General features: G+C 60.6%; 8 protein-coding genes. 1 reads left to right on the top strand and 7 read right to left on the bottom strand.

The genetic code is table 11. The features are described 5' to 3' along the window. Positions 1-17 precede the first annotated feature (17 nt). The 3 genes from rpsG to H9529_RS13330 form a co-directional block, all read right to left on the bottom strand. Positions 18-488, bottom strand: a complete 471-nt coding sequence (rpsG, locus tag H9529_RS13340) for a 30S ribosomal protein S7 (protein ID WP_092892389.1) — start codon at positions 486-488, stop codon at positions 18-20. A 12-nt stretch (positions 489-500) separates the two neighbouring features. Continuing rightward, positions 501-872, bottom strand: a complete 372-nt coding sequence (rpsL, locus tag H9529_RS13335; protein WP_092892387.1) for a 30S ribosomal protein S12 — start codon at positions 870-872, stop codon at positions 501-503. Between the two features lie 275 nt (positions 873-1,147). After that, on the bottom strand, positions 1,148-2,035 hold the full coding sequence (locus tag H9529_RS13330) for a DMT family transporter (RefSeq protein WP_092892386.1): 888 nt from the start codon (positions 2,033-2,035) through the stop codon (positions 1,148-1,150). A gap of 205 nt (positions 2,036-2,240) precedes the next feature. Between H9529_RS13330 and H9529_RS13325 the strand changes: the two genes are divergently transcribed. Beyond that, on the top strand, positions 2,241-3,290 hold the full coding sequence (locus H9529_RS13325) for a CNNM domain-containing protein (protein WP_092892384.1): 1,050 nt from the start codon (positions 2,241-2,243) through the stop codon (positions 3,288-3,290). A 399-nt stretch (positions 3,291-3,689) separates the two neighbouring features. Here the strand turns inward: H9529_RS13325 and rpoC are convergent, their stop codons facing one another. The 4 genes from rpoC to rplJ all read right to left on the bottom strand — a co-directional run bounded on the left by rpoC (position 3,690) and on the right by rplJ (position 13,361). Further along, positions 3,690-7,931: a DNA-directed RNA polymerase subunit beta' gene (gene rpoC / locus H9529_RS13320; RefSeq protein ID WP_092892382.1), complete on the bottom strand. Its 4,242-nt coding sequence runs from the start codon at positions 7,929-7,931 to the stop codon at positions 3,690-3,692. A gap of 79 nt (positions 7,932-8,010) precedes the next feature. After that, complete coding sequence (rpoB, locus tag H9529_RS13315; protein ID WP_092892380.1) at positions 8,011-12,144, bottom strand: DNA-directed RNA polymerase subunit beta; 4,134 nt, start codon at positions 12,142-12,144, stop codon at positions 8,011-8,013. A gap of 251 nt (positions 12,145-12,395) precedes the next feature. Further along, entirely contained in the window at positions 12,396-12,773 is a 378-nt protein-coding gene (rplL, locus tag H9529_RS13310) for a 50S ribosomal protein L7/L12 (RefSeq protein WP_092892378.1), read from the bottom strand. A 72-nt stretch (positions 12,774-12,845) separates the two neighbouring features. Continuing rightward, the gene (gene rplJ / locus H9529_RS13305) at positions 12,846-13,361 is read right to left on the bottom strand and encodes a 50S ribosomal protein L10 (protein WP_092892376.1); all 516 of its coding nucleotides are present in this window, start codon (positions 13,359-13,361) and stop codon (positions 12,846-12,848) included. Positions 13,362-13,553: the final 192 nt, after the last annotated feature.

Here is a 13,553-nt window from a genome sequence, read left to right as displayed (position 1 = left end):
GTCCTCAGGCTAATGGGTTACCAGCGGTAATGGCTGAACGCTTTGTTGGCGTCTGCCATCTTGTGGGTGTCTTCGCGTTTCTTCACGGCCGTCCCGCGCGAGTTCACCGCGTCCAGCAATTCACCCGCAAGGCGTTCTTGCATGGTGTGCTCGTTGCGCTTGCGCGCGGCGGTGATCAGCCAGCGGATGGCCAGAGCTTCGCGGCGCGACGGGCGCACTTCGACGGGCACCTGGTAGGTGGCACCACCGACACGGCGCGAACGCACTTCGACGGACGGCTTGATGTTGTCCAGCGCTTCATGGAACACCTCGATGGGCGCACGTTTCAGCTTGGACTCAACCCGCTCCATCGCGTTGTACACGATGGATTCAGCGACGGATTTCTTCCCGTCGATCATCAGGTTGTTCATGAACTTTGTCAGAACCGTGTCGCCATACTTGGCGTCGGGCAGAATATCGCGCTTTTCAGCGGCGTGACGACGAGACATCGTTTAATCTCCTTACTTCGGACGCTTGGCGCCGTATTTCGAACGACGCTGGCGGCGATCCTTGACGCCTTGCGTATCCAGCACACCGCGCAGAACGTGGTAACGGACACCCGGAAGGTCTTTCACCCGGCCGCCGCGGATCAGCACAACCGAGTGTTCTTGCAGGTTGTGTTTTTCACCGGGGATATAGCTGATCACCTCGAATCCGTTGGTCAGCCGCACCTTGGCGACCTTCCGCATGGCCGAGTTCGGCTTCTTCGGGGTAGTCGTATAGACGCGCGTACAGACCCCACGTTTCTGGGGGCATTGCTCCAGGTGCATGGACTTGGAGCGTTTTACTTTTGGCTGCCGCGGTTTGCGGATCAGCTGTTGAATCGTTGGCATTCCGGTTCTTCCCGTGTTGCAACCCGTTCATATACCCGACGCTTTTGCGCCGCGCTCGACCTGCGTTGCCGTAGGATGCAACGCACAAAACCGCCTGCGTTCCCCTGTAAAGGAAACGCCGCGGTGGAATTCCAGAGGATCGGGGCAACTGGGCCCGGATCTTGACCACTCATATCTCTGACACTCAGCCCCGGGCAACAGCCCGAACGGGTGGAGTTCCGGCGCGTATAGGGGGAATCGGGGGGGGTGTCAACACCGACAAGGCGCGCCGCGCGTTACAGCACCTTTGGTTGCAGTCGCCGCCGCGCGCGTTGCTCTCGATAGAGCGAAAACAGCCCCGTCGCAACGATCAGCGCACTGCCCGCGACCGTCAGGAGGTCGGGCACTTCGCCAAAGACCAGATAGCCCAGCAAAAAGGCCCAGACCAGCCCCGAATAGCGGAAGGGCGACACGAATCCCATCTCGCCCACCCGCATTGCCATCACAACGCACAGATACCCCATGACGATGAACAACGTGGCCACACTCAGGGCGCCAACGGCCACAGGCGAAGGCATCACCCAATCCTCGCCCAGCGATCCCAGCCCGGCAAACAGCATCACCCCCAGGGCTGCGGCAAAAGCCACTGTGACCGATGGCACCTGCGCGCTGATCTGCTTCGTCACCAGGTCGCGCCCGGTGACCACCGCCACCGCCGCCAGCGCCGACACCGAATAGATCGTGAACCCGTCCGACCCCGGACGCACGATCATCAAGACCCCGACGAACCCGATACAGATCGCCAGCATCCGCCGCCAGCCCACGGGTTCGCGCAAAAACACCACGGCGGCCAGCGTCACGGTCAGTGGCAGGGCCTGCATGATCGCCGTGACATTGGCCAGCGGCATGTTGAACAGCGCATTGAAGAAAAAGAAGGCCGACACCGCCTCGGCCAGCGACCGTGCCACCACCAGCACCCGGTCACGCCGCGACAGCCGCAGGTGCAAGAGCCCCATCCGCCAGGCGATCAGCGCAAACAGCACCGCCGTGCCCAGTCCGCGCAGGAACACCGCCTGAAACAATGGCAGCTCGGCCGACAGGTATTTCATGCAGGCGTCGTTCAGCCCGAAACCGGCCATGGCCAGCAGCATCAGCCCCGCGCCGCGCAAATTCCCGTTCACCATTGCCGCCCGGCCTCCCCCGCAAACGATTCACCTGTGAAGGTCTACGCTGCCGCCCTGCCACACGCCAGAGGTTGCGCTGACAATCCGGCCACAGCCCGCAGCCTTCCGCCGCCAGCAGCCTTGCGACACCCCATCCCGTCCCTATATTGGTGTGTCGTTGGGCCCGTGTCCCGTCGGACACACCGTGCGCCAACTGAAGGATTCCATGTTTTCGCTTCTGATCGCTTTTCTTGCCTTATCTATCGCTGTCTCTTTCATCTGTTCCCTGTGGGAGGCCGTGCTGCTCAGCATTTCGCCGTCCTACATGCAGATTGAGCTGAAGAAGGGCAGCAAATCCGGCGTTATCCTGCGCGACTTCAAGGATAACATCGACAGGCCGCTTGCCGGTATCCTGACGCTCAACACCATCGCCCATACTGTGGGTGCCATCGGTGTCGGCGCGCAGGCCACGTTGATCTGGGGCGACAGCTACCCCATTGTCACGGGGCTGGTTGTGCCCGTTGCCATGACCGCCGCCATCTTGATACTGTCGGAGATCATCCCAAAGACCATCGGCGCCACCAACTGGCGCGCACTGGCACCCTTCACCATCCGCTCGCTTCATCTGGTGCTGAAAGTCCTCGCGCCGATCATCTGGCTGTGCCAGCAGGTCACCGGCATTTTCAATGCCGACAAGGAAAAGCAGATCTTCAGCCGCACCGATTTTCTCGCCATGGCGCAGATCGGCTCTCAAGAAGGGCATCTGGATCCCGCCGAGGTCAAGTTCATCGAAAACCTGCTGCGCTTCAGGACCGTCAAGGCCGAAGACGTGATGACCCCCCGCACCGTGGTCGTGTCGGCCCTACAGGCCATGACCGCGCGGGAATTCTATGACCACCAGCAAGAGCTGACGCATTCGCGCATCCCCCTGCGCGAGGATGCCGACTCCGAGACCATCGTCGGCTATGTGCTGAAAGATGACGTGCTGGAACACCTGATCGACGATGCGCAGGACAAACCCCTGAGCACCTTCGTGCGCGACATCATCGTGGTGCCCGAAGGGTACAACATCTTCCAGCTGTTCAACGACTTCATGGTCAAACATGAACATATCGCATTGGTCGTCGACAGCTACGGCGGCACCGCCGGGATCGTCACCATGGAAGACGTGATCGAAACCCTGCTGGGCGCCGAGATCGTGGATGAGACAGACACCACCGTCGACATGCAAGACATGGCCCGCCAACAGCGCAAGAACCGCCTCACCAAATCCTGAGGACGTGGCGCGCGCGCCCAACGCTGCGCCGATCTGGGCAGCACACCCGCGCCACCGTTGCCCGTAGCCCCCACACACGCCGCCGCCCCACCCGGGCGGCGGCATTTTTGTTTGCCGTGCCGGTCACGCGCGCCGTGGCCTGTGACCCTTGGCACCAAACCGCCCCATTCGGCCCCGGCGTATGTATCAAACCCATACCGGAACCATACCGTTTCCAGACACCGCTTTTTTGCAAATCCCCAACAAAACAACGCCCCTCACAGCCCCTGCCGCACTCGGGCCTGATCCGCGTTAATCTCTCATCAAGACTTGCCCAACCGCATCTGCGGGCAGTGTTTCAGGCATAAAAAAACCCCCGCCACATGGGCGGGGGTTGATCTTGTCGCGAAGGTCGGTCGATCAGCTATCGCTGTCCGACTTGCCGGTGCCAAAGACCACATCGGCCTCGGACATCGGTGCCGGCTCGGGTGCGGCCAGCGCGGCGGCGGCTTCCGCCTCAGCGCGCCGCGCGTCCAGAACCTTCTGGTCCCGGTCCGCCGCAATTTTCTTCACCTTGGTCGTCACACCACCCGTCCCCGCAGGGATCAGACGGCCCACGATCACGTTCTCTTTAAGGCCGACCAGTTTGTCGCGCTTGCCCTGAACCGAAGCTTCGGTCAGCACCCGCGTGGTTTCCTGGAACGACGCCGCCGAGATGAACGACCGGGTCTGCAAGCTTGCCTTGGTGATCCCCAAAAGGATCGGCTCACCGCGTGCCGGGCGCAGGTTGTTGGCGACGGCCTTGTCGTTGACCTCGTCAAACTCAGCCTTATCAACGTGTTCGCCCTTCAGAAGGGTCGTTTCGCCACCGTCCATGATCTCCAGTTTCTGAAGCATCTGACGCACAATCACTTCGATATGCTTGTCGTTGATCTTCACACCCTGCAGACGATAGACGTCCTGAACTTCGTCGATCAGGTAGTTGGCCAGCGCCTCGATCCCCAGGATCCGCAAGATATCATGCGGCGCGGGGTTGCCGTCCATCACATATTCGCCGCGCTGGATGAAGTCGCCTTCCTGCACGGGGATATGCTTGCCTTTCGGCACCATGTATTCCACCGGCTCCAGCGAGCTGTCGGCAGGTTCGATGGTTACGCGACGCTTGTTCTTGTAGTCCTTGCCGTACCGCACATAGCCGTCGATTTCCGCGATGATCGCGTGGTCTTTCGGGCGGCGCGCCTCGAACAATTCCGCCACGCGGGGCAGACCCCCGGTGATGTCCTTGGTCTTGGCACCTTCGCGCGGGATACGTGCAATCACGTCGCCCGGCTTGATCTCTTGCCCGTCTTCCACCGACAGAATGGCATCCACCGACATCGGATAGATCACCGGGTTGCCCGCATCGGTCCGCGCGGGTTCGCCGGTTTCGGGGTCCATGATGATGACCTCGGGCTTCAGGGTAGACCCCTTCGGCACCGACCGCCAATCGATCACGATCTTCTGCGTCATGCCCGTCGCATCATCGGTCTCATCACGGACCGACAGGCCCGCAACCAGATCGACGAACTTCGCAACGCCGGGTTTTTCTGCAATGATCGGAAGGGTATAGGGGTCCCATTCGAACAGTTTGGCGCCGCGCTCGATCTCCTGATCCGCCTTGACGAACACCTTCGTCCCATAGGTAACCTTGTGGGTCGAACGCTCGACCCCGTGGTCGCCCATGATGGCGATGGTCATGTTCCGGCCCATCACGATCTGGTCGCCGGCGGCGTTTTCCAGAAGGTTCGGGTTGCGGAATTCGATCTTGCCCGGGTGGCTGGCTTCCAGGAATGACTGGCTGCCGCCCTGTGCGATACCGCCGATGTGGAACGTCCGCATCGTCAGCTGCGTGCCGGGTTCGCCGATGGACTGGGCCGCGATAATCCCCACGGCCTCGCCCACGTTGACCTCGGTACCGCGTGCCAGATCGCGCCCGTAGCATTTGACGCAGACGCCTTCTTCGGCCTCACAGGTCAAAGGCGAGCGGATCTTGATCGAGGTCAGCCCCGACGCGTCAATCGCATCGGCGCGGCGTTCGTCGATCGCCTCGTTCAGTTTCGCCAGGATCTCGCCGGTTTCCGGGTGGATGATCTCCTCGGCGGCAGTACGGCCCAGGATCCGTTCGGACAGCGAGGACACGACCTCACCATCGTTCACCCCGGCCGAGGCCGTGATGAAGCTGTCCGTGCCGCAATCGATGCTGCGCACGATGCAATCTTGCGCCACATCCACCAGACGGCGGGTCAGATAGCCCGAGTTTGCGGTCTTCAGTGCCGTATCGGCCAGACCTTTCCGCGCGCCGTGGGTCGAGTTGAAGTATTCAAGAACGGTCAGACCTTCCTTGAAGTTCGAGATGATCGGCGTCTCGATGATCTCGCCCGAAGGCTTGGCCATCAGCCCGCGCATCCCGCCCAGCTGTTTCATCTGGGCAGGCGAACCCCGCGCACCGGAGTGCGACATCATGTAGACCGAATTCGGCTCTTGCTCGCGGCCCTCATCGTCGTAGCGCACCGCAGAAATCTCCGCCATCATCTCGGTCGCGACTTCATCAGAGCATTTCGACCAGGCATCGACCACCTTGTTGTACTTCTCACCCTGGGTGATCAGGCCATCAAGATATTGTTGCTCGAACTCTTTTACCTGATCGCGGACATTGTTCACGATCGGCCATTTGCTGTCGGGGATCAGCATATCGTCCTTGCCGAAGGAAATCCCGGCACGGAAGGCTTCGCGGAAACCCAGCGTCATGATCTGGTCACAGAAGATCACCGATTCCTTCTGACCGCAGTAGCGGTAGACCGTATCGATGACTGTCTGCACGTCTTTCTTGCGCAGCAGCGTGTTGACCAGCTCAAACGGCGCCTTGGCGTTTTTCGGCAGCAGCGCGCCCAGCCGCAGGCGGCCCGGCGTGGTCTCGAACCGCTTCATGTACTCGTTGCCATGCTCGTCGATCTGCATGATCCGTGCGGTGACCTTGGCGTGCAGGTGCACGTCACCATTGGCCAACGCATGTTCGACCTCATCGACATCGGCGAAGATCATGCCTTCGCCTTTCATGCCCTTGCGCTGCATGGTGGTGTAGTACAGGCCCAACACCATATCCTGCGACGGCACGATGATCGGCGAACCGTTCGCGGGCGACAGCACGTTGTTGGTCGACATCATCAAGACGCGGGCTTCAAGCTGCGCCTCAAGGCTGAGGGGCACGTGAACCGCCATCTGGTCGCCGTCGAAGTCGGCGTTGAACGCGGTACAGACCAGCGGGTGAAGCTGGATCGCCTTACCCTCGATCAGGATCGGCTCAAACGCCTGGATGCCCAGACGGTGCAGCGTCGGCGCACGGTTGAGCATCACGGGATGTTCGCGGATCACCTCATCCAGGATGTCCCAAACCTCGGGGCGTTCCTTTTCGACCAGCTTTTTCGCCTGCTTCACCGTGGATGAAAGGCCCTTGGCCTCCAACCGCGAATAGATGAACGGTTTGAACAGCTCCAACGCCATCTTCTTGGGCAGGCCGCATTGATGCAGCTTCAGCTCTGGCCCGGTCACGATGACCGACCGGCCCGAGAAGTCGACCCGTTTCCCCAGAAGGTTCTGGCGGAAGCGGCCCTGCTTACCCTTCAGCATGTCCGACAGCGATTTCAGCGGACGCTTGTTGTTGCCCGTGATGACCCGGCCGCGACGGCCGTTATCGAACAGCGCATCGACCGATTCCTGCAGCATGCGCTTTTCGTTGCGCACGATGATATCGGGCGCGCGCAGCTCGATCAGCCGTTTCAGACGGTTGTTCCGGTTGATCACCCGGCGATACAGGTCGTTCAGGTCCGAGGTCGCGAACCGGCCACCATCCAGCGGCACCAGCGGGCGCAGTTCCGGCGGGATCACCGGCAGCACGGTCATCACCATCCACTCCGGGCGGTTGCCGGATTCGAGGAAGGATTCGACGACTTTCAGCCGTTTGATGATCTTCTTGGGCTTCAATTCGCCCGTGGCTTCCTTCAGCTCTTCGCGCAGGCGGTCGGCATCGGCCTGAAGGTCGATGGCGGCCAGCATTTCGCGCACGGCTTCGGCACCGATGTTCGCGGTGAAGGCGTCAGCACCATACTGGTCCTGCGCATCCATGAACTCTTCTTCCGTCAGCATCTGACCATAGGTCAGATCGGTCAGGCCGGGTTCGATCACCACATAGTTTTCAAAGTACAGCACGCGCTCCAGATCGCGCAGCGTCATGTCCAGCATCAGGCCGATGCGCGAAGGCAGCGACTTCAGAAACCAGATGTGCGCAACCGGCGAGGCCAGTTCGATGTGGCCCATCCGTTCGCGCCGCACCTTTTGCAGAGTGACTTCGACGCCGCATTTCTCGCAGACAACGCCGCGATACTTCATGCGTTTGTATTTGCCGCACAGGCATTCGTAATCCTTGATCGGGCCAAAGATCCGCGCGCAGAACAGGCCGTCGCGCTCGGGCTTGAACGTGCGGTAGTTGATGGTTTCGGGCTTTTTGATCTCGCCATAGGACCATGACAAGATGCGCTCGGGGCTGGCCAGCGATACCTTGATCTCGTCAAAGGTCTTGATCGGCGCAACCGGGTTGAACGGGTTGGTGGTGAGTTCCTGGTTCATGTCGTCATCCTTGAAAGAGGGGCAGAAAAAGGGGGGCAAGGCGGCGTGTTGCGCCCTGCCCCGACCGCGCTAAGGGCGGTTATTCCTCTTCCGCGTCCAGGAGTTCCATATTCAGGCCAAGGCCACGGACTTCTTTGACCAACACGTTGAAGGATTCCGGCACGCCGGCTTCAAAGTTGTCTTCGCCCTTGACGATGGATTCGTAAATCTTCGTCCGGCCTGCCACGTCATCCGATTTGACCGTCAGCATTTCTTGCAAGGTATAGGCGGCACCGTAGGCTTCCAGTGCCCAGACCTCCATCTCACCCAGACGCTGACCGCCGAACTGCGCCTTACCGCCCAAGGGCTGCTGCGTGACCAGGCTGTAGGGCCCGGTGGAACGCGCGTGCAGCTTGTCATCGACAAGGTGGTGCAGCTTCAGCATGTACTTGACGCCGACGGTAACCGGACGGGTGAATTGCTCCCCCGACCGGCCGTCGAACACGATGGACTGACCGGATTGGTTGAAGCCCGCCCGGATCAGCGCGTCGTTCACGTCAGCCTCTTTCGCGCCATCAAAGACCGGGGTGCCGATGGGCACGCCCTTGGTGACGGATGCAGCGGATTCGACAAAGGCGTCATCGGCCTGATTGGCAAAGACCTCTTGGTACAGGTCATCGCCATAAGCCAGCTTCATCGCCTCGCGCACCGGTGTCAGGTCGCCGGAACGGCGATAATCCTGCAATGCTTCGTCGATTTGCAGGCCCATGCCGCGCAGCGCCCAACCCATGTGGGTTTCAAGGATCTGCCCGACGTTCATGCGCGACGGCACGCCCAACGGGTTCAGCACGATATCGACCGAGGTACCATCCGCAAGGAACGGCATGTCCTCGATCGGCACGACCTTGGAGATAACACCCTTGTTGCCGTGACGCCCGGCCATCTTGTCGCCCGCTTGCAGCTTGCGCTTGATCGCAACGAACACCTTGACCATTTTCATCACGCCGGGCGGCAGGTCGTCGCCACGACGGACTTTTTCCACCTTGTCGTCGAACCGCGCCTGCAACTGGCGTTTTTGCTGGTCATAAAGTGCGTTCAGCCCTTCGACCTCTTGCGCCTCGGCCTCATCACCAAGGGCAAGCTGCCACCACTGGCCGCGCGACAGCGTGCCCAGCAGTTCGTCCGTGATCTCGGAATTCGGGCGCACGCCTTTGGGGCCTTTGACCGCAACCTTGCCCAGGATCAGCTGGCGCAGACGGATGTAGATGTTGCGTTCCAGAATCTCCAGCTCATCGTCGCGGTCGCGCGACAGGCGTTCGACTTCTTCCCGCTCGATCTGCAGCGCACGTTCGTCTTTCTCAACGCCGTGCCGGTTGAACACCCGCACTTCGACGATGGTGCCATAAGCACCCGGCGGCAGCCGCAGCGAGGTGTCGCGCACGTCCGATGCCTTTTCGCCAAAGATGGCGCGCAGCAGTTTCTCTTCCGGGGTCATCGGGCTTTCGCCCTTGGGCGTGATCTTGCCCACCAGAATGTCACCGGCCTGCACTTCGGCACCGATATAGACGATCCCGGCTTCATCCAGATTGCGCAGGGCTTCTTCGCCCACGTTCGGAATGTCGCGCGTGATCTCTTCCGGCCCCAGCTTGGTGTCGCGGGCGGCAACTTCATAATCGTCGATGTGGATCGAGGTAAAGACGTCGTCGCGCAGAATACGCTCGGAAATCAGGATCGAATCCTCATAGTTGTAACCATTCCACGGCATGAAGGCCACGACGACGTTCCGGCCCACGGCCAGCTCGCCCATGTCGGTGCACGGACCATCGGCGATGACCTCGCTGCGGGTAACCACGTCACCCACCTTCACCAGCGGGCGCTGGTTGATGCACGACGATTGGTTCGACCGCTTGAACTTCCGCAGGCGGTAGATATCCACCCCCGGCTCGCCCGTTTCCATCATCTCGGTCGCGCGGATCACGATCCGCTGTGCATCCACCTGATCGACGATACCCGACCGGCGCGCCATGATCGCAGCGCCCGAATCGCGGGCAACGACGCCCTCGATCCCGGTGCCGACCAGCGGCGCGTCAGATTGCAGCAAAGGCACCGCCTGCCGCATCATGTTGGACCCCATCAGCGCGCGGTTGGCGTCGTCGTTTTCCAGGAACGGGATCAGCGCGGCCGCAACCGACACCAGCTGTTTGGGCGAAACGTCGATCAGATCGACCGCTTCAGACGGGTTGAGCATGAAGTCCCCGGCCCGGCGGGTCGAGACCATTTCATTCACAAACCGGCCTTCTTCGTCCAATTGCGCGTTGGCCTGCGCCACGGTGTGGCGCATTTCCTCGGTCGCCGAAATATAGACAACCTCATCGGTCACCTTGCCGTCGATCACCTTGCGGTATGGCGTTTCGATGAAGCCGTATTTGTTGACCCGCGCAAAGGTGGCAAGGCTGTTGATCAGACCAATGTTCTGACCTTCCGGCGTTTCAATCGGACACATCCGGCCATAGTGGGTCGGGTGAACGTCGCGCACCTCGAAGCCCGCGCGTTCGCGCGTCAGACCGCCCGGCCCAAGCGCAGACAGGCGACGCTTGTGCGTCACTTCGGACAGCGGGTTGGTTTGGTCCATGAATTGCGACAACTGGCTGGAGCCGAAGAATTCACGCACCGCAGCCGCCGCCGGTTTGGCGTTGATGAGGTCTTGCGGCATCACCGTGTCGATCTCGACCGAGGACATCCGCTCGCGGATCGCGCGTTCCATCCGCAGAAGGCCCACGCGGTACTGGTTCTCCATCAGTTCGCCCACGGACCGCACGCGGCGGTTGCCCAGGTGGTCGATGTCGTCGATGGCACCCTTGCCGTCGCGCAGTTCCACCAGCGCCTTGATGCACGCCACGATATCTTCGTTGCGCAAGGTGCGGTGGGTGTCAGGCGCGTTCAGTTGCAGGCGCATGTTCATCTTCACCCGGCCAACGGCGGACAGGTCATAACGCTCGCTGTCGAAGAACAGCGAGTTGAACAGCGTCGAAGCGGTCTCTACGGTCGGCGGCTCACCCGGACGCATGACGCGGTAGATATCCATCAGGGCGCCGTCGCGGCTGTGGTTCTTATCGGCGGCCATGGTGTTGCGGATGTACGGCCCCACGGTCACGCCGTCGATGTCCAGCACCGGAATGTCGGTGATGTCGTTGTCCAGCAGCACCTTCAGCGTGCCGCCTTTGACTTCGCCGTCCTTGTCCAGTTCCCAGGTCAGCTCATCGCCGGCCTCGACATAGATCTCGCCGGTTTCCTCGTTGATGATGTCGCGCGCCACGAAACGCCCGACGATATCGTCAAAGTTCACCAGCAGGTTTTCGACCGCCTCGCCGTCAAGCCATTGCTTGACCATGCGCGGGGTGACCTTGTCGCCCGCCTTGACGATCACCTCGCCGGTGGCGGCATTGACCAGATCGCGGGTCGGGCGGGTGCCGCGTGCCCGGTCGGGGAAGAATTTGGTGACCCAGCCCTGATTACGCTCCAGCTTGTAGTCGACCGTGTCGTAATAGGCATCCATGATGCCTTCCTGATCCATGCCAAGCGCATAGAGCAGGGTCGTCACCGGCAGTTTGCGGCGACGGTCGATCCGCGCGAAAATCAGGTCTTTCGCATCATATTCAAAGTCCAGCCACGAGCCGCGATAGGGAATGATCCGGCAGGTGAACAGCAGCTTGCCCGAGGAATGGGTTTTCCCCTTGTCATGGTCGAAGAACACGCCGGGGCTGCGGTGCATCTGGCTGACGACAACCCGCTCGGTCCCGTTGACGATGAACGTACCGTTATTGGTCATCAAGGGCATGTCGCCCATGAACACGTCTTGTTCCTTGATGTCCTTGACGGATTTCGCGCCGGTATCTTCATTCACATCAAACACGATCAGCCGCAGCGTCACCTTCAAAGGTGCCGCATAGGTCATGTCGCGTTGCTGACATTCCTCGGTGTCGTATTTCGGCTTTTCCAGCTCGTACTTGACGAATTCCAGATGCGCAGTCTCGTTGAAATCCTTGATCGGGAATACCGACTGGAACACCCCCATGATGCCTTCGCCTTCCGTCGGCACGGCCGCATCGCCGGACTGAAGGAACAGGTCGTAGGAAGATTTCTGGATTTCGATCAGGTTCGGCATTTCCTGAACTTCGCGGATTTTACCGAACATCTTGCGGATGCGCTTGTGGCCTACATAGGTCTGAGCCATGCTCGTCGTCACCTTTCAATTTTTCGCGGGTGGCACAACTGTTGGGCGTCAGCTGTCGCACCCTTTTGCGAAACGGGGTTTGGGCCCTATTCATGCAAACCGTCCCACCGGCCTGCTCCCGAGCCCGCAACTGTCCCTGGACAAGGCTCCGCGCGGGAACCCTGTCCAGAAACAGCTTTGGCCGGGACCGGACACGCGTCCGGACCCAGCCATTTTACGTTAGCCTGGCGCGCTGTGGCGCACGGGGCCGATTACTTCAGCTCAACCTTGGCGCCAGCGGCTTCCAGTTTCGCTTTGATTTCTTCGGCTTCAGCTTTGGGCGCCTGTTCTTTCACAGCTTTGCCACCGGCTTCGACCAGGTCTTTTGCTTCTTTCAGACCCAGACCCGTGATCGCGCGAACTTCTTTGATCACGTTGATTTTCGAGGCGCCGGCTTCCAGCAGGATCACGTCGAATTCGGTCTTTTCTTCTGCGGCTTCAGCCGGGCCAGCAGCCGGGCCAGCCATCATCACAGCGCCGCCAGCGGCGGGCTCGATGCCATACTCATCCTTCAGGATGGTTTTCAGTTCTTGTGCTTCCAGCAGCGTGAGGTTCACGATTTGCTCAGCAAGTGCTTTCAGATCAGCCATTTTATCGGTCCATTCTAACAAGGGTTTGTTTCCAGCGCGGATCGGTATGATTCCATGCCGGTCCAGGATTGCTTATGCGGCTTCCCGCTCCTCCAGGGTGGAGAGGATGCCAGCGATGTTGGAAGCAGGCGCGCCAATGGCCCCCGCGATGTTGCTGGCCGGTGCCCCGATGCAACCCACGATGGAAGCGATAAGCTCCTCGCGGGACGGCATTGCGGCCACGGCAGTAACACCAGCGGCGTCCAGTTCCGAGTTGCCCATTGCACCACCAAGGATAACAAGCTTCTTGTTATCTTTGGCGAATTTTTCCATGACCTTCGCCGCAGCGACGGGGTCTTCGGAATAGGCCATCACGGTCATGCCCGTCAGAAGGGAGCTGATGCTTGCGCAAGGCTTTCCTTCAAGGGCGATTTTGGCGAGCTTGTTCTTGGCAACGCGTACGGACCCACCAGCTTCGCGCATTTGCGCGCGCAGGCCCTGCATTTCAGCAACCGTCAGACCAGCGTAGTGTGCAACCACAACCACGCCAGAGCTTTCGAAGATCTGGCCGAGTTCATCGACCAATTTCTCTTTTTGGGCTCTATCCACAGGTTTACTCCAGTTCAGGGGGTTGCCCCCCGGCTCATGTTTGCCCCCGGCCTATGCCGCGGGCGTTCGGGTCCGTTTCGGGGCCCCGAGGCCAAAACCACCCGAGGAAAACCCCGGATCTTTCGTCTCGTTCCCCGTCTCAGGCAGGAAATTAAGCCCTTTCGGGCACCCACCGTCTCGGACAGGACAGGG

This window comes from Roseicitreum antarcticum, assembly GCF_014681765.1.
Classification (GTDB): domain Bacteria; phylum Pseudomonadota; class Alphaproteobacteria; order Rhodobacterales; family Rhodobacteraceae; genus Roseicitreum; species Roseicitreum antarcticum.
This window is presented reverse-complemented; position numbering and strand designations above follow the sequence as displayed.